This is a genomic window from Thiobacillus thiophilus, from assembly GCF_055378705.1.
The window spans coordinates 1,414,785-1,431,684 of the sequence record NZ_AP042404.1 but is presented as its reverse complement, the minus strand read 5'-3'; the positions used below and the strand labels follow the sequence as shown (position 1 = coordinate 1,431,684).

The following is a 16,900-nucleotide window of genomic DNA, read 5'->3' as shown; positions in this document are numbered from 1 at the left end:
GCCGACCCTTCTCCCTTCCCCCTTAACCCTTCACTCATTTTGGTCAGTGCCTGAAATGCCGCGTGCCGGTAAACACCATTGCGATCCCGTGCTCGTTGGCGGCGGCGATGACTTCGTCGTCGCGCATCGAACCGCCGGGCTGGATCACCGCCTTGATGCCGGCGGCTGCGGCCTGGTCGATGCCGTCGCGGAAGGGGAAGAAGGCATCGCTCGCCATCACCGAGCCGGGCACCGGCAGGCCGGCGTGCTCGGCCTTGATCGCGGCGATGCGCGCGGAGTTGATACGGCTCATTTGTCCGGCGCCAACGCCGACGGTCATGCGGTCTTTCGCGTAGACGATGGCGTTGGACTTGACGAACTTGGCGACACGCCAGGCGAACAGGAGGTCGTCCATTTCCTGCGGTGTCGGTGCGCGGGCGGTGACGGTCTTCAGCTCGCCGTGCAGCAGCACGTCGGCGTCCTGCACCAAGAGGCCGCCGGCCACGCGCTTCATGTCGAGCTGGGCCGCTGCGCCACTCCATTTTCCGCATTCGAGCAGGCGCACGTTCTTCTTCGCAGCGACGGCGGCAGAGGCCTCGGGGCTCACTTCGGGCGCGATGATGACCTCGACGAACTGGCGCTCGACGATGGCGGCGGCGGTTGCGCCATCCAGCCGGCCGTTGAAGGCAATGATGCCGCCAAAGGCCGATTCCGGATCGGTCTGGTAGGCGCGGTTGTAGGCGTCCAGCAGGCTGGCGCCGTAGGCGACGCCGCACGGGTTGGCGTGCTTGACGATGACGCAGGCGGGCGCGGCGTCGAACAGTTTCACGCATTCGAGCGCGGCGTCGGTGTCGGCGATGTTGTTGTAGGAGAGTTCCTTGCCCTGGATCTGGCGCGCCGTGGCAATGGTGCCGGCAGGCGCATTGGCCTCGACGTAGAAGGCGCCGGCCTGGTGCGGATTCTCGCCGTAGCGGCAGGTCTGCGCGCGGGAGAACTGCAGCGTCAGCTGCTCGCCGAAAGCTTCGCGCTCGCCGGCTTCGTTCAGCGCGGTGAGGTAGTTGCTGATGTGGCCGTCGTACTGCGCGGTGTGGGTGAAGGCCTTCTTCGCCAGATTGAAGCGGGTGGCGTCGGTCAGCGCGCCGCCATGGGCCTGCATCTCGGCCGTAAGCAGAGGGTAGTCGGCGGGGTCGGTGACGATGGCGACATGGCGGTAGTTCTTGGCCGACGAGCGCACCATCGCCGGGCCGCCGATGTCGATATTCTCGATGGCGTCGTCCAGCGTGTGCGGCTTCGACACCGTGGCGACGAAGGGATACAGGTTGACGCACACCATGTCGATGTAGCCCATGTCGTGCGCAGCCATGGTGGCGACGTGATCCGCCAGGTCGCGCCGCGCCAGGATGCCGGCATGCACCTTGGGATGCAGGGTCTTGACGCGGCCGTCGAGCATTTCCGGAAAGCCGGTGTACTCGCTGACGTCGATCACCGGCAGGCTGGCGTCGCGCAAGGCCTTGGCGGTGCCGCCGGTGGACAGCAGTTCGACGCCGGCATCGGCGAGCGCGCGGGCGAAATCGACAAGGCCGGTTTTATCCGACACGGAGAGGAGGGCGCGCTGTATTTTCGGGGGGGCGAGGGTCATGATGGGTTTCAGTCGGAGAGGCCGTGTTCGCGCATTTTCTTGCGCAGGGTGTTGCGGTTGATGCCGAGCATGTCGGCCGCGCGGGTCTGGTTGCCTTCGGCGCGGTCGAGGATGTAGGCCAGCAGCGGTTTTTCAATCGCGCTTACCACCATGCTGTAGATCTCGCTCGGCGTTTCGCCGTCGAGATCCTTGAAATAGCGATTGAGCGACCGCCGCATGCAGGCGGCAATCTCGTTTTCTTCGATCATTTTGAAGCTCCCCTTTATGCTGCGAGCCGCGATGCCGGCAGCATGTCTTGCGCGTTATTGTTGTCGTGGCCGATCGCGTAGCACAGGCGGCTGTCGGCACGCGTCGCCTGGGTAAAGTATTCGTTGACGACGGCAAGCTGCTCGACCGCCGAGTCAAGCCGGTTCATGGCGTGGCGGAAAGCGCTGCTGCCCACCAGTCCGCGGGTGTACCAGGAGACGTGCTTGCGTGCCACGCGCACGCCGGTAACGTCGCCATAAAACAAGTATAGGTCGTGGATGTGTTCGAGCAGGATGGCGTGGATTTCGGCCACTTCGGGCTGCGGCAGGTGAACGCCGGTGGCAAGGAAATGCGCGATCTCGCGGAAGATCCATGGGCGGCCCTGTGCGGCGCGGCCGATCATCACGGCGTCGGCGCCGGTGTATTCAAGGACGTACTGGGCTTTTTCCGGGGTGGTGATGTCGCCGTTGGCGATGACGGGGATTCTGGCTTGCGCCTTGACCGCGCGGATGGTGTCGTATTCGGCCTCGCCGGTGTAGCCGCAGGCGCGGGTGCGGCCGTGCATCGCCAGCGCCTGCACGCCGGCGTTCTCGGCGATCTTCAGGATGTTGAGCGCATTGCGGTGCTCGCGGTCCCATCCGGTGCGGATCTTCAGCGTCACCGGCACTTCGGGCACCGCGGTGACCACCGCGTCGAGGATGCGCCCGACCAGCGCCTCGTCCTGCAGCAGCGCGGAGCCGGCCATTACGTTGCACACCTTCTTCGCCGGGCAGCCCATGTTGATATCGATGATCTGCGCGCCGCGGTCAACGTTGTGGCGCGCGGCTTCGGCCATCATGGCCGGGTCGGCGCCGGCGATCTGCACGCTGATCGGGTTGACTTCGCCTTCGTGGTTGGCGCGCCGCGCCGTTTTGGCCGAGCCGTACAGCAGCGAGTTCGACGTCACCATCTCGGACACCGCCATGCCCGCGCCCAGCCGCTTGCAAAGCTGGCGGAAAGGCCGGTCGGTCACCCCGGCCATGGGGGCGACGATCAGGCGGTTCTTAAGGAGGTGGTTGCCGATGCGCATAAGGGATGGCATTTTACCCTCCTCGAGGGCCCCCACCAAGCCGGCCGAAATTACTGCTGCCCGCGCCAGAGTGGCTGTCCTCTATAAATTGAACTGCCATCGATAAATCAAGGGAGGAAGCATGAGTATCGTGTCGGAATTCAAGGCGTTCGCGGTCAAGGGCAATGCCATGGACCTGGCGGTCGGAGTCATCATCGGCGCGGCCTTCGGCAAGATTGTCGACTCCATCGTCAAGGACCTGATCATGCCGATTATCGGCGCGGTATTCGGTGGCTTCGACTTTTCCAGTCTGTTCGTCGTTCTCGGGGCCGTGCCGGAAGGCGCGGCGATGACGCTGGATGGCTTGAGGGAAGCCAACATGCCGGTGTTCGCCTACGGCAATTTCATCACCATCCTGATCAATTTCATCATTCTGGCGTTCATCGTCTTCATCATCGTCAAGCAGCTCAACCGGCTGAAAAAGGAAGCCCCGCCGACAGCGCCCGCGGCCACGCCGGAAGATATCGTGCTGCTGCGTGAAATCCGGAACAGCCTGAAAAAGTAGGGCGCTGCGTGTTGCAAAATGGCAATCGGCAGCCTGTAAATTCGGCGCCAGCTCAGTGCGCCGTTTCCCAGTTGTTGCCTACCCCCACGCCAACGCGCAACGGCACCTTGAGCGCGGCAACATTGCACATGTGCCCAGGCAGTTCGGTACGCACGCGGTCAAGTTCGTGCTCGGGCACTTCGAGGATCAATTCGTCATGCACCTGCAGCAGCAGGCGGCTGGCCAGCTTTTCGCCATCGAGCCAGCCCTGCACCGCGATCATCGCCAGCTTGATGAGGTCGGCGGCGGTGCCCTGCATCGGCGCGTTGATGGCGGCGCGCTCGGCGCCCTGGCGGCGCTGGCCGTTTTTGGCGTTGATTTCGGGCAGGGTCAGGCGGCGGCCGAACACGGTCTCGACGTAGCCCTGGCTGCGGGCGGCCTCGCGCGTACGCTGCATGTAGTCGGCCACCCCGGGGTAGCGCGCGAAGTAGCGGTCGATGTAGGCCTGCGCGGCGGCGCGCTCCAGGTTGAGCTGCGCCGCCAGGCCGAAGGCCGACATGCCGTAAATCAGGCCGAAGTTGATCACCTTGGCCATGCGCCGCTGATCGCTGCTCACCTCGTCCAGCGGCACGCCGAACACCTCGGCAGCGGTGGCGGTGTGGATATCGCGGTCCTCGGCAAACGCCTTTAAAAGGCCGGGATCGTCCGACAGGTGCGCCATGATGCGCAGCTCGATCTGCGAATAGTCGGCCGACACCAGCATGTGCCCCGGCGGTGCGATGAAGGCCTCGCGGATGCGGCGGCCCTCGGCGGTGCGAGCGGGAATGTTCTGCAGGTTGGGTTCGGCGCTCGACAGCCGTCCGGTGACGGCAGTCGCCTGCGAATAACTGGTGTGCAGGCGCCCGGTGACCGGGTGGACCATCTGCGGCAGCTTGTCGGTGTAGGTCGATTTCAGCTTGGCCATCCCGCGGTAGTCGAGGATCGCCCGTGCGATGGGGTGATCGAGTGCCAGCAGCGCCAGCGTCTCCTCGTCGGTGGACGGCGCGCCGCCGGGGGTTTTTCTGACCACCGGCAGGCCTTTTTGCGTGAACAGGATGTCGCCGATCTGCTTGGGCGAGCCGAGATTGAACGGCTGCCCGGCCTCCTGATAGGCGCGCTGTTCCAGTTCCAGCATTTTCCTGCCGAGCTCGCCGCTTTGCACCGCCAGCAAATTCCGATCGAGCAGCACGCCGGCGCGCTCCATGCGGAACAGGATCTCCGCCACCGGCAGTTCGATGTTGCGATAAACGAAGCTCAGCTTGTCGGAGGCGGCGAGCTGCGGCGCCAGCGCATCGCGCACGCGCAGCGTGACGTCGGCGTCTTCCGCCGCATATTCGCTGGCGCGCTCGATGTCGACCTGCTCGAAGCCGATGCGCGACGCGCCCTTGCCAGTGACGTCGTCGTAGCTGATCGTCGCCAGCCCCAGGTGGCGCGTTGCCAGGTTGCCGAGCTCGTGCGACAGATGGGCTTCGAGTACGTAGGACTGCAGCAGGGTGTCGTCGACCACGCCACCGAGCGCGATGCCGTGGTTGGCAAAGATGTGGCGGTCGTATTTGAGGTGCTGGCCGACGATTCTGGGTGCCGGATTTTCCAGCAGTGGCTTTAATTTCGCCAGCGCAGCGGCGCGGTCCAGCTGCGCCGGCGCGCCGGTGTAATGATGCGCCAGCGGCAGGTAGGCCGCTTTGCCGTGGGCGATGGCGAACGAGATCCCGACCAGTTCGGCCTGCATCGGGTTGAGGCCGGTGGTTTCGGTGTCGAGCGCGAACGCCGGCGCCGCGTCCAGTCTGGCGATCCAGGCGTCGAGCGCGGCCTCGCTGAGGATCGTTTCGTAGTGGGCGCGATGGTCGCCGCTGCCGTCCTGTTCCGGCAAGACCGGCGCATCCGATTCCGTTCCGTCTTGCGCGATCCTGGCGCGGGATGGGGGGGCGTCCTTTTGGGCTGCCGGGGCGCCGGCGCTATCGAGCTCGCGCAGCCAGGCGCGGAACTCGTAGCGCTCGAAAAACGCCCGCAACGCATCGATATCGCGCGGCTTCAGCACCAGGTCGTCGAAATCGAAGGGCAGCGCCACATCCATCTTGATGGTAAGCAGCGCGCGCGCCTGCGGCAGCCAGTCGCGGGCGGCGCGCAGGTTGTCGCCGACCACACCCTTGATCTCGTCGGCGTGCGCCAGCAGCTCGTCGAGGGTGCCGTATTCGGTCAGCCACTTGACGGCGGTCTTGGGGCCGACCTTGGCGACGCCGGGCACGTTGTCGACGGTGTCGCCGATCAGCGTCAGGTAATCGACGATGCGTTCCGGCGGCACGCCGAACTTGGCGGCCACGCCGGCCGCGTCGAGCGTCTCCTCGCTCATGGTGTTGACCAGCGTCACCCGGTCGTTGACCAGTTGCGCCATGTCCTTGTCGCCGGTGGAGACGATGCTGTGGATCCCCCGTTGCGCGGCATGCTGCACCAGGGTGCCGATGACGTCGTCGGCCTCGACCCCGTCGATGATGACGAGCGGCCAGCCCTCGGCACGGATCAGCGCGTGCAGCGGTTCGATCTGGCGGCGCAGATCGTCCGGCATCGCGGGACGGTGGGCCTTGTAGCCGGGATAAAGGTCGTCGCGGAAGGTCTTGCCCTTCGCGTCGAACACACAGGCGATATAATCGGCAGCATGGTCGCGCCGCAGTTTGTGGAGCATGGACAGCACGCCCTTGATCGCATTGGTCGGTTCGTCCGCCTGGTTGCGAAAATCGGGCAGCGCATGAAACGCGCGATACAGGTAGGACGAACCGTCCACCAGCAGCAGGATTTTTCCAGCTTGATTTACACTAGATTCGTTCACGAGGCGCTCGAAAATGCACTTTGATAAATTGCCTGCCGCCGCCGACCCGCAGCGCACCGCCGAGATCAACTATTCGGCGCGCGAGTCGTGGCGGATGCTGGGGATTATGGCAGAGTTCGTCGAGGCGACCGAACGGCTGGCGTCGATTCGCCCGGCCGTCTCGATCTTCGGCAGCGCACGCACGCCGCTCAACCATGCGAACTACATGCTCACCGAGGAAATCGCACGCAAGCTGTCCGACGCGGGGTTCTCGGTCATTTCCGGCGGCGGCCCCGGCATCATGGAAGCCGCCAACAAGGGCGCGTATTTCGGCAAGTCGCCCAGCGTCGGCCTCAACATCCAGCTGCCGCACGAGCAGAGCGCCAATACGTATCAGGACATCAGCCAGACCTTCCGGCACTTTTTTGCGCGCAAGGTCATGTTCGTCAAGTTCGCCGCCGCCTATGTCGTCATGCCCGGCGGCTTCGGTACGCTGGACGAGCTGTTCGAGGCGCTTACCCTGGTGCAGACCGGCAAAATCGCGCCCATTCCCATCATCCTGGTCGGCTCGGCCTACTGGGCGGGACTGGCCGACTGGGTGAAGACCCGGATGGTGGATGACGGCATGATTTCGCCCGATGACATCAACCTCATGCGTATCATCGACAAACCCGAAGAGGTTGTCGATGCCATCTTTGGCCATTATGAGAAACGCGGCTTCATGCCGTCGCCCGCCGAGCGCGAAATCCAGTTCAATCTGTAGCGTGCCCGAATGCCTGTGATCCACATGTCATTAGTTTTTTCCTGGAGACTGTCATGCGTACCTATGTTTTGCTGTTGACCCTGCTGCTGAGCGGCCTCGCCGTTGCCGCCTCGCCGTCCGACCGTCCGCCCGACCTGCAGCCGGTCCCCGATGGCGCACCGGGCCCCGATGATGCCCCGCCGGTGACGATCAAGCCGAGCAGCGCGGGACGCATCGTCGAATACCGCGCCAACGGCAAGCTCTACATGCTGAAAGTCATCCCCAAGTACGGCAAGCCGTATTACCTGATCGATCAGCGCGGTGACGGCCAGTTTGCGCGTCAGGACAGCCTCGATTCCGGCATGCGGCCGCCGATGTGGGTGATCAAGGAGTTCTGAATCTTTGCTTGCGCGTCGGGTAAAATCTGCCGCATGACTTCCGCATCCAATCAAGACATCCCGCGCAAGGTCGCGGCCAGCCAGGGTTTCCAGTGGGTGGCCGCAGGCTTTCGCCTGTATCGCAAGACTCCCCTGCTGCTGTCCGCCGCCTTCGCCATGCTGTTCGGCGTGGTGATGGCGCTCGGCCTGATTCCCATGGTGGGAGGTGCGTTGTCGGAACTGGCTTCGCCGCTGATGGTGGCCGGTTTCCTGGCGGCGTATCGTACGCTCGACGGCGGCAATGAACTCGAACTGCCGAATTTTCTGGCCGGCGTGCAGGGCCCCGCGATCCCGTTGATGGCGGTGGGCGCGGTGCAATTGCTCGGCACCTTGCTGATCGGCAAGATCATGCTTGGCATGGGTTTCGATCCGCAGGCCGTCATCACGGCGGCACAGTCGCAAAAAGATCCGGCCGAAATGCAGGCGCTTCTGAACCAGGCCATACCGGCAGTACTCACCGGGCTGGTGTTGTTTACTCCGCTGATCATGGCCACCTGGTTTGCCCCCGCGCTGATCCTGTTCGGTGGCGCCCGTCCGGCCACCGCGCTGGGCGTGAGCTTGAAGGCCGTCGCCAAAAACTGGGCGGCGATGACGGTGAACGGCATCGCGCTCGGCCTGCTGCTGTTCCTCGCCGCGCTGGTGCCGATGCTGCTTGGCCTGCTGGTGGCGATGCCGGTGCTGTTCGGCTCGCTGTACGCCTCGTATCAGGCGATATTCGCGGTGTGGGCGGAGGACAGCGCGCGACCTCCCAGTAACGTGGTATCCCTCTAAAAAGTGGATTCAGGCCGGCGCCAGCTTGGCGTAAGCCAGCGCCAGCCACTTGCTCCCGACCTCGCGGAATTTCACCTGCACCCGCGCATCGCTGCCGCGCCCCTCGAAATCGATGATGATGCCGGTGCCGAACTTGGCATGGACCACGCTCTGCCCCACCTTGTAGCCGGTATCGTTGCCCGTCCGCGGGGCACGCGGAGTCGCTGCCGGCGCGCTGTAGCCGCCAGACGGATAGGCCGGCTCGTTGCGGCGGTTGAGGTTGAGCAGCACCTGCTCCGGCAGTTCGCCCAGAAAGCGCGACGGCAGGCTGTAGCGGATCTGTCCGTGCAGCATGCGCGACTGCGCGTGCGACAGATACAGGCGGCGGCGGGCGCGAGTGATCGCCACGTACATCAGCCGCCGCTCCTCTTCCAGGCCGCTTTCCTCGTTCGCCCTAAAGGACTCCGATCCACTACGTGCTGAAGCACGTGTGGAGTCGTATGCACTCTGCTCGTGCGGGAACAGCCCTTCCTCCAGCCCGGTGATGAACACCGCGTGAAACTCCAGCCCCTTGGCGGCATGCACCGTCATCAGTTGCAGCGCGTCGTGGCCGGCGCCGGCCTGGTGCTCGCCCGCTTCCAGCGCGGCGTGGGCGAGAAAGGCGTCGAGCGTCCCGATGGATTCCGCTCCGCCAGGCGCTGAAGCGTCGGCGGCGTCATAGGTTGCCGCCTCGGCTTCCCCGGCAAACAGCGTGGCTGCGTTGACCAGTTCGTTGAGGTTCTCCAGCCGGTCGGCGCCTTCCTTGTCGGCGCGGTAGTAATCCGCCAGACCGCTGGCCTCGATCACATGGTCGATCGCCTCGGCAAGCGGCAGGTCGGCGGTGACCTGCTTGATGTCCTCGATCAATTTGGCGAAGCCGGCCACCTTGCCGCCGCCGGTGCAGGCTGCCTGCCACAGGCTCGCGCCCGCGCGCGCAGCGCCGTCGGCCAGCTGTTCCAGGGTGCGCGCGCCGATACCGCGCGTGGGGAAATTCACCACCCGCAAAAACGCGCCGTCGTCTTCCGGGTTGGTCAACAGGCGCAGGTAGGCCAGCGCGTGCTTGACCTCCTGGCGCTCGAAGAAGCGCAGCCCGCCATACACCCGATACGGCACGCTGGCCGAAAACAGCGCGTGTTCCAGCACCCGCGACTGCGCGTTGGAGCGGTACAACAGCGCCATGTCGGACAGGTTCATGCCCTCGCGGTTGAGCGCGCGCACCTCGTCGACCACGAAGCTCGCCTCCTCCTGGTCGGAATAGGCGTGGAACACGCGGATCGGCTCGCCGTCGCCCTCCGCCGTCCACAGGTTCTTGCCGAGGCGGTGCGCGTTCTGCGAGATCAGCGTGTTGGCGGCGGTGAGGATGTTGCCGTAGCTGCGGTAGTTCTGCTCCAGCTTGATCACGTTGCCGTGCGCGAACTCGCGCTCGAACTCGGCCATGTTGGCGGTGTTGGCGCCGCGAAAGGCGTAGATCGACTGGTCGTCGTCGCCCACCGCGAACAGCGCCGTGCGCGGGCCGGCAAACAGCTTCAGCCAGCGATACTGCAACGTGTTGGTATCCTGGAACTCGTCGACCAGGATGTGGCGGAAGCGGTCCTGGTAATGCTGCCGCAGCGGCTCGTTGCGATACAAGAGTTCATAGGCGCGCAGCAGCAGTTCGGGGAAATCGGCCACCCCCTCGCGCTGGCATTGCGCGTCATAGGCCTCGTACAGCTCGGTCATGCGCATCGAATATTCGTCGAACGCCTCGACGTCGCGCGCGCGCAGCCCGGCCTCCTTGTTGCCGTTGATGAAGCGCTGCACCTTCTTCGGCTCGTACTTCTCGGTGTCGACGTTCATCGCCTTCATCAGCCGCTTGAGCGCCGACAGCTGGTCCTGCGAATCGAGAATCTGGAACGACTGCGGCAGCCCCGCCTCGCGGTAATGCGTGCGCAGCAGGCGGTTGGCGAGGCCATGAAAAGTGCCGACCCACATGCCGCGCGTGTTGATCGGCAGCATTGCCGCAACGCGCGTCATCATTTCCTTCGCCGCCTTGTTGGTGAAGGTCACCGCCAGCACCCCCAGCGGCGACACCTGGCCGGTCTGGATCAGCCACACCATGCGGGTGGTCAGCACCCGCGTCTTGCCCGAACCGGCGCCCGCCAGAATCAGCGCGGATTCGTGCGGCAAGGTCACGGCAGCGCGCTGTTCGGGGTTGAGGCTTTCCAGCAGATGGGCAGACATACGGGGGTAAAATCGGGGGCAATCAATCAGACATTATAAAGGCCCCACCATGGTGAAAATCCTGTTTTTCGGCGACCTGGTCGAAACCCTCGGCATGGCCTCCGACGAGATCGCCCTGCCGCCCGACGTGACCGACATCGAGCGCCTGCTGTTCGTGCTGTCCAGGCGCGGCGATATGTGGAAAAAAATGCTGCTCGGCAACCCCAAGCTCAACATCACCGTCAACAAGCAGTTCGCCGAAAAATCCGCGCCGGTCAAGGACGGCGACGAGATTGCGCTGGTGGGGTTTTCGGTGGTTTGAACGTGCGGGCGACACGCTTTTGCATCCTGGATGAAAATCGCCCTGGTCGGTGAAGTCGGTTGATCTTTCGCGGGCGGATCGGTGCGCGGCGGTTGAAGTCGTTCTGTACACCGAATGACGCCCGAAGGTGCACGGAGTGCACCCTACCCAAAGCCTCTCGCCCTGAGGATCACCCCGGGTTGATCGCTACGAAATCCTGACCTCGGTTCCCACTTTCACCAGATCGAACAGTTCCGCCACATCCGCATTCTTCATGCGGATGCAGCCGTGCGACGCCGGGGTGCCGATCCTGTGTTCCTCGTGGGTGCCGTGGATATAGATATAGCGGTTGCGGGTGTCCACCGTGCCGCCCTGGTTCTTGCCCGGCTCCAGCCCTTCCAGCCACAGAATGCGGGTCAGGATCCAGTCGCGCCCCGGGTTTTCGGCGTCCAGTTCCGGCGTCCAGATTTCCCCGGTCCATTCGCGCGACTTGAATGCCGCACACAGCGGCGCGCCCGCACCGATCTTCTCCGCAATACGGTGTCGCCCGCGCGGCGTGCAATAGCTGCCGGTCTGCTCTCCCGCGCCGTTGGCCGCGGTGGAAACCGGATACTGGCGGATCAACATGTCGCCATCCGGAAAAGGCTCCCACAGGTATAACTGCTGCAGGCGGATATCCACCTCGATCATCAGGCCGCTCATGGCATCGCTTCCTTCTTCTGCTGCCGGCGCGCCTCGAAAAAGCCCGAGATCATCGCCGCGCATTCGTCCGCCAGCACCCCGCCGACGATTTCACAATGGTAGTTCAGGCGCGGCTCGGCAAACACATCGATGATGCTGCCGTGCGCGCCCGTCTTGTATTCGCGCGCACCGTACACCACCCGCGCCACCCGCGCATGCAGAATCGCCCCCGCGCACATCACGCACGGCTCCATCGTCACATACAGGGTGCAGCCCACCAGCCGATAGTTGCCCAGGCGCGCTGACGCATCGCGCAGCGCCATCACCTCGGCATGCGCCGTCGGGTCGTGGCTGGAAATCGGCTGGTTGTATCCCTGTCCGACGATTTCCCCGCCGCACACCACCAGCGCCCCCACCGGCACCTCGCCCGCGTCCCAGCCCTGCTGGGCCAGTTCGAGCGCAGCGCGCATGTAATCCTCGTCTGTCATAAGTCCAGCGGGCTTGTCACCCCAAGCCCACCCTTGTTCATGACGTGCGTATAAACCATCGTCGTCGCCACATCCTTGTGGCCCAGCAGCTCCTGGATCGTTCGGATATCCTGTCCGCGCTCCAGCAGATGCGTGGCGAACGAGTGTCGTAGCGTGTGCGGCGTTGCCGGCTTGACCAGGCCCGCCGCCTGCACCGCCCGCTTCATCGCCCGTTGCAGCAGCTTTTCGTCCAGATGATGCCGCCGCTCCTCGCCACTGCGCGGGTCGATCGAATAACTGCCGGATGGAAATACATACTGCCAGCCCCACTCCGTCGGCGCATTCGGGTACTTGCGCGCCAGTGCATCCGGCAGGTAAACCGAGGCCTTGCCTGCCTGTAAATCCCGCTCGAACAATTCGCGCCGCCATGCCAGATGCGCGAGCAAATCGGCCTTCACCGATTCGGGCAGCATCGTCACCCGATCTTTAGCCCCCTTGCCATCGCGCACCACGATCTCGCCACGCGTGAATTCCACATCCTTCACCCGCAACCGGATCACCTCCATCAGCCGCATCCCCGTTCCATAAAGCAGCCGCGCCAGCAGGCCGTACACTCCCTCCATTTTGCCCAGCACCGCCCGCACCTCGTCGCGCGTCAACACCACTGGCAAATGCCGCGGGCGCTTGGCGCGTGTCACCTTGTCCAGCCAGGGCAACTCGATACCCAGCACCTCGCGGTACAGAAAAAGCAACGCCGACAAAGCCTGATTCTGCGTCGCCGCCGCCACATTGCCCTCCACCGCCAGATGCGTCAGAAACGCTTCAACTTCCGGCGCGGAGAGGTCGCGCGGGTGACGCTTGCCGTGGAACAGAATAAAGCGTCTAATCCATTGAACATATTGCGTTTCTGTACGGATGCTGTAGTGCTTGACCCGAATCCGGTCACGCACTTGGTCGAGCAGTTTGGGGGCAGGGACGAAAGGTGTGTCTGCTGGCGGCATATATCCCCCTATTGATAACGGGAAGTCATACAAATCAAACAGATCATGAAACACATGCCGGCTTTATACACCTTGTTTGAAGCTATATATACACCTTCTAAGGTGTATATTGCACGTTAGGGCTATAAAGATATGAGTCTGCCAGACGCGCCGCCATTGTATAAACCAGTATTCAATCTGGTACTGAACATTACTATTTACGTGGTTATGATATGGGGTTTTTTTAACTATATAAGTTTTAAACAGCCATCGAATGATATTTTTAATGGTGCATTTGCAATTTTTCTAGGCATTGCGGCAATTTGTTTTTCGTTCTCAGACAAAATCAAAGACAAACATTTGTCAGATAGGTTGCTATTTGCGGCAGAAAGGTTGGTGCACGGAAGTATTCTGGTGCTAATTGCAATAGCACTTAGATACGTTGCCCTTAGCATCCTAGGTGGCAAAGAAATTGAGTCATTACCCCTATGGCTAAGCATCCCTATATTCTCAATTGTGATTCTGGGCGGGGCTGCGTTTTCTAATGGAATGATCTTCGCTCAAAAAGGATTGAGAATTCTTTTCGATCTACTAAATGATCGCATGTTCAGATACAAGGACTGGGATAACTAGCTTTAAGAACATACGGAAATATATCTTGCAAATGAATATTGCACTAAAGCCTCGCCCTAACAATTCGCTCAAGCGGGACTGCGCAAAAGCGCGCAGCCCCTTAGCTCCACGTTCGGCACCTCGCGGAACCGCTTTGCGAATCCGTTGAGTGTGTCCAGCGAAGGACACGCGCCTTTGCGACGGAACACAACATAGTTCTCAACGAATCCCATCACTCGCACTTCGCCGATGTCGTCTGCATATCGCTTTTTGGCGTCAATCTTCTGCAATTCCTGTTCCATTGCCACCTCCGTTGCCGAACATTTCATTCAAGCGGGAAAGCCGCAAGCGGCTTCCCCTTAATTCAAGCGTTATGCGGCATAGGGAGAAATGATGAGCACTTATCCTCAGCGCGTCCGAGACAACATACTTCCACTGTCAGTTGGAAGTACGTTGCCAGAGGCTTTTGAGGAATGGTCTTTTACCGAACGAACGGAAGATCACGAGCAACCGATTGAAACATGTCAACTTTGTGAGCAAGAAGCTCTTCGTTATCACTTTGAAATACGAAACAGCCTGACCCATAAAACTCTTTGGGTTGGCTCACAGTGCATTTTGAAGTTTGGACTTTCCGTTTTCGAAAGTGGTCGCCGACTTTCCGAAAGTGACGCAAAGAAAAAACTCGAACGCCTCATGCAGCAAATGCGGCTGGAGTCATGTATGCGCGCACTTGAAAAGCTCGCAATTGCGGAAAAAAATGAAATACTTTCCAACGCACTCCTGTATTACAGAAAAAACAAATATCTTTCTCCAAAGTTCGCATTCGTCGTTCTCTGGCGTCTTCGGAGTAACAAAATTGACCACAGCCCGTCCTTCTTCAAGATCAATCTCAAACGGAACAAGTATCAAAACGACCTACGAAGCATGAGCCTCAGCCATGTCCACACAATTTGGCCAGCGCTTTCGTCGTCACAGCGTGATATGGCAATTCGCATGGGGCATAGTGCACCAAATGCCGCATAACCCGTCAGTCGAGAGGGACTGCGCAAAAACGCGCAGCCCCTCACTTTTACGTTGACGCTGTAGAAAAACCCCTTTTCAGCCAAATTGGCGACGTAAAAAACGGCGTGGAATTTCCACGCCGTTTTCAATTCATGATTTGCAACTTACCGAACCGATTCGGTGGGATGTTCCGATCAGTCATGGCAGCATCTGATTGACGTAGTGCGGGCTGCCCGCCCCGTCCCTACTGCGCATACCCGTGATGCGCCAGCTTCTCGATGTTGTGCACCAGGCAGTAGAGCTTCCACTGCGCATCCACTTTCTTCTGCCCCCGCAAGGTGAAGCGGTTGAGCTGTTTGTTGTGCCGCAAGTTGCCGAACACCGGTTCCACCGTGGCGAAGCGTCGTCCGTATCGCGCCTGTCCTTCCGGGCAATCGATACGGACTTTCATCTTGTCGGTGAAGGACTCCGTGCCGTCAGCCTTGCCCTGAAAGAAACTCACTTGCCGGGTCTTGGTCCTGGTCGGCGTGCGTAGACACTTATCCCGTTGTGCGCACGGTACGCAGTCCTGCTGCGCGCCCTGAAATTTGACGGCAACGAAACCATTGATGATGCAATGGCTGCCGTTGCCGTAGAGTGTCTTGCCCGCAGGGCAAACGCAGGTCTGCGCGTCCATGTCATAGCGAAAGTCTGCGGGGCGATAAACAGCAGTCGGCTTCTTCTCTTTCTTCTGGCCGGATTTGTCGTGCAGAGGATCGGGGGCCTGCTTGTGTTTGTCCTGATCCTTGAAGCGTGGATCGCGTTGCCGCATACCGTTGTCGGCAATCAAGGCGTCCACTTCCAGTTCAGTAAGTTGCTTAAGGTTGGCTTCTGAGTGGTAACCCGCGTCCGCTGTGATGAGGCTGGCCGGGGTGATGAGTGGAGCATCATTCAATGCGACCTGGATGGCTTTGACCACCGGTACCAGCAGTTCCTGTTCGCTGCCGGTACCGTGGGCCTGCGCGTCCACGATGATCTGGTGACGGGCATCGACGGCGGCCACACCCGTATAACCCTGGATGACGCCTTTGCTGGTCGCCATCTTGGCGGATTCGTTGTCGGTGCGGTTGCTCTTCCGTATCGTGCCTTTGCTGCCCTTGCGATCATCGGGATGAGCGGTGAGCCATTGACGCAGTTGGGCGGCATCGGTTTGCAGGCGGCTGATGCGCTGGACTTCTTTCTGTCTGAGGTCGGCCTCGACCGGTTTGCTGTCCTCTTCCCGATGCCGTTCGAGCATGACGCGGGCAGCGGCTTCGAGCTTGGTGGCCTGGTGCTCGAAGTCGGCACGGGTGCCGCTCTTCTGTTTGCTGGCGTTGCTGGGCAGCTTGACGCCGTCGATGGCAAACATCTCGCGTCCGATCAAACCCTGCCGGTCGCACAGGTAGAGGATTTGGGTGAAGACGCGGGCGATGTCGTCGGCAAGCTTCGAGACAAATCCGGCAATCGTGGTGAAGTGGGGCTGGGTGTCGCCTGACAGGGCGATGAAGGTGACGTGGTCACGGCAGACTGCTTCAATGTTGCGACTGGAAATAATGCCCTGGCTGTAGGCAAACAGCACGACCTTGAGCAGCATGGCAGGCGGATAAGCCGCCGCACCGGTCGCGTCGTTGTTGAAGCGGGCATCGAAGCTGGACAGGTCCAGCTCGTGGTCGATGAGGTGATTGAGCGCGTGCTCGAAAGTACCGGGAAGCAGTTGCCGTTGCAGGTCGACGGCAAGGAAACGGGGGCTGGTGTCGATATGCTTGTAGCGCGCCATGCGGTCTGTGCCATCACAAAATCAATGCAGCGATGTTGATGCAGGCGGGAGGCTGGGGCAAGATGCGGGAATGATTATTTTTAGGGGCTTTTTATACAGCCTCGTTATGCCTAATCAATTTCGGGAAGCCAAGGAAGCCGAGCGAACTTGCTGCGCCAACAGCAAAACTCGATCCTTGTCGTCCCCGGCGCGGTGGCAACCACGCCGTCAGGTAGCCAATGGCGCAAATCGGAATCGTGTTGGCGCACGAAAAACCGACACTTGCAATGCCAGTAACTACCAAAGCCCGGCCACATTTCGTGTGCGGTCGAGCAGCGCTGTGAGACCGCTCTACATGGGTAATTGCCATGATCGAGCTATCTCTCAAACTGAAAATCAGCTACAAGCAGTTGGTACATCTCACCGTCCTTCTGTTCACGCTGTTCTTCAGCTAGCTTCATTCCCATCCCCGAAAGGGGTTGGGTCTTACACTTCGTTGCTAGCGCCAAGGCATAACCCGGCGCTCAACCTCGCTCCCTTCGGTCGCTGGACGGCGCTAAAGCGCCGCCGGTTAGCTCTATGTTAGCCAGCATGAGCACCGTATCACGTAGGCCATTT

At 61.5% G+C, this 16,900-nt stretch carries 17 protein-coding genes; 7 read left to right on the top strand and 10 right to left on the bottom strand.

Going from position 1 to position 16,900, the window contains the following annotated elements; translation table 11 throughout:
• Positions 1-43: 43 nt before the first annotated feature.
• From purH to dusB, 3 genes are read right to left on the bottom strand one after another with little or no spacing between them, the layout of a single operon-like run.
• Positions 44-1,618, bottom strand: coding sequence for a bifunctional phosphoribosylaminoimidazolecarboxamide formyltransferase/IMP cyclohydrolase (purH, locus tag ACZ41T_RS07090; protein ID WP_464923763.1), 1,575 nt, complete (start codon positions 1,616-1,618; stop codon positions 44-46).
• Between the two features lie 8 nt (positions 1,619-1,626).
• Entirely contained in the window at positions 1,627-1,866 is a 240-nt protein-coding gene (locus ACZ41T_RS07085) for a helix-turn-helix domain-containing protein (protein ID WP_464923762.1), read from the bottom strand.
• A gap of 14 nt (positions 1,867-1,880) precedes the next feature.
• Positions 1,881-2,933, bottom strand: coding sequence for a tRNA dihydrouridine synthase DusB (dusB, locus tag ACZ41T_RS07080; RefSeq protein ID WP_464923938.1), 1,053 nt, complete (start codon positions 2,931-2,933; stop codon positions 1,881-1,883).
• A 121-nt stretch (positions 2,934-3,054) separates the two neighbouring features.
• On the opposite strand from dusB, the gene mscL reads away from it, so the two are divergent.
• Positions 3,055-3,477 carry a large conductance mechanosensitive channel protein MscL gene (gene mscL / locus ACZ41T_RS07075; protein WP_464923761.1) on the top strand — a complete coding sequence of 141 codons (423 nt, stop codon included), beginning with the start codon at positions 3,055-3,057 and terminating at the stop codon, positions 3,475-3,477.
• Positions 3,478-3,529: 52 nt separating this feature from the next.
• Here the strand turns inward: mscL and polA are convergent, their stop codons facing one another.
• A complete protein-coding gene (gene polA, locus ACZ41T_RS07070) occupies positions 3,530-6,319 on the bottom strand; it encodes a DNA polymerase I (protein WP_464923760.1) in 2,790 nt (929 codons plus the stop codon).
• Positions 6,320-6,332: 13 nt separating this feature from the next.
• Here polA and ACZ41T_RS07065 point away from each other — a divergent pair, with 13 nt between their 5' ends.
• Genes ACZ41T_RS07065 through ACZ41T_RS07055 form a run of 3 tightly spaced genes read left to right on the top strand, consistent with a single transcriptional unit; the run spans position 6,333 to position 8,248 of the window.
• On the top strand, positions 6,333-7,061 hold the full coding sequence (locus ACZ41T_RS07065) for an LOG family protein (protein WP_464923759.1): 729 nt from the start codon (positions 6,333-6,335) through the stop codon (positions 7,059-7,061).
• A 53-nt stretch (positions 7,062-7,114) separates the two neighbouring features.
• Positions 7,115-7,438 carry a DUF2782 domain-containing protein gene (locus ACZ41T_RS07060; RefSeq protein WP_464923758.1) on the top strand — a complete coding sequence of 108 codons (324 nt, stop codon included), beginning with the start codon at positions 7,115-7,117 and terminating at the stop codon, positions 7,436-7,438.
• Positions 7,439-7,471: 33 nt separating this feature from the next.
• Positions 7,472-8,248 (top strand): BPSS1780 family membrane protein, encoded by a 777-nt coding sequence (locus ACZ41T_RS07055; RefSeq protein WP_464923757.1) that lies wholly within the window; start codon positions 7,472-7,474, stop codon positions 8,246-8,248.
• Positions 8,249-8,257: 9 nt separating this feature from the next.
• Here the strand turns inward: ACZ41T_RS07055 and ACZ41T_RS07050 are convergent, their stop codons facing one another.
• A complete protein-coding gene (locus ACZ41T_RS07050) occupies positions 8,258-10,486 on the bottom strand; it encodes a UvrD-helicase domain-containing protein (RefSeq protein ID WP_464923756.1) in 2,229 nt (742 codons plus the stop codon).
• 49 nt (positions 10,487-10,535) lie between these two features.
• Between ACZ41T_RS07050 and ACZ41T_RS07045 the strand changes: the two genes are divergently transcribed.
• The gene (locus ACZ41T_RS07045; protein WP_464923755.1) at positions 10,536-10,787 is read left to right on the top strand and encodes a MoaD/ThiS family protein; all 252 of its coding nucleotides are present in this window, start codon (positions 10,536-10,538) and stop codon (positions 10,785-10,787) included.
• Between the two features lie 186 nt (positions 10,788-10,973).
• Here ACZ41T_RS07045 and ACZ41T_RS07040 read toward each other — a convergent pair whose 3' ends face one another.
• From ACZ41T_RS07040 to ACZ41T_RS07030, 3 genes are read right to left on the bottom strand one after another with little or no spacing between them, the layout of a single operon-like run.
• Positions 10,974-11,468, bottom strand: coding sequence for a L,D-transpeptidase family protein (locus ACZ41T_RS07040; protein ID WP_464923754.1), 495 nt, complete (start codon positions 11,466-11,468; stop codon positions 10,974-10,976).
• The gene (tadA, locus tag ACZ41T_RS07035; protein WP_464923753.1) at positions 11,465-11,935 is read right to left on the bottom strand and encodes a tRNA adenosine(34) deaminase TadA; all 471 of its coding nucleotides are present in this window, start codon (positions 11,933-11,935) and stop codon (positions 11,465-11,467) included. Before tadA ends, ACZ41T_RS07040 begins: the two co-directional genes overlap by 4 nt.
• The gene (locus tag ACZ41T_RS07030; protein WP_464923937.1) at positions 11,932-12,915 is read right to left on the bottom strand and encodes an integron integrase; all 984 of its coding nucleotides are present in this window, start codon (positions 12,913-12,915) and stop codon (positions 11,932-11,934) included. The genes tadA and ACZ41T_RS07030 overlap by 4 nt, the downstream gene beginning before the upstream one ends.
• Positions 12,916-13,047: 132 nt before the next feature.
• Between ACZ41T_RS07030 and ACZ41T_RS07025 the strand changes: the two genes are divergently transcribed.
• On the top strand, positions 13,048-13,527 hold the full coding sequence (locus ACZ41T_RS07025) for a hypothetical protein (protein WP_464923752.1): 480 nt from the start codon (positions 13,048-13,050) through the stop codon (positions 13,525-13,527).
• A gap of 68 nt (positions 13,528-13,595) precedes the next feature.
• On the opposite strand, the gene ACZ41T_RS07020 is transcribed toward ACZ41T_RS07025, so the two are convergent.
• The gene (locus tag ACZ41T_RS07020) at positions 13,596-13,808 is read right to left on the bottom strand and encodes a hypothetical protein (RefSeq protein ID WP_464923751.1); all 213 of its coding nucleotides are present in this window, start codon (positions 13,806-13,808) and stop codon (positions 13,596-13,598) included.
• Positions 13,809-13,896: 88 nt separating this feature from the next.
• Between ACZ41T_RS07020 and ACZ41T_RS07015 the strand changes: the two genes are divergently transcribed.
• Positions 13,897-14,529, top strand: coding sequence for a hypothetical protein (locus tag ACZ41T_RS07015; RefSeq protein ID WP_464923750.1), 633 nt, complete (start codon positions 13,897-13,899; stop codon positions 14,527-14,529).
• A gap of 223 nt (positions 14,530-14,752) precedes the next feature.
• On the opposite strand, the gene ACZ41T_RS07010 is transcribed toward ACZ41T_RS07015, so the two are convergent.
• Positions 14,753-16,303, bottom strand: coding sequence for a transposase (locus tag ACZ41T_RS07010; protein ID WP_464921023.1), 1,551 nt, complete (start codon positions 16,301-16,303; stop codon positions 14,753-14,755).
• Between the last annotated feature and the right edge of the window lie 597 nt (positions 16,304-16,900).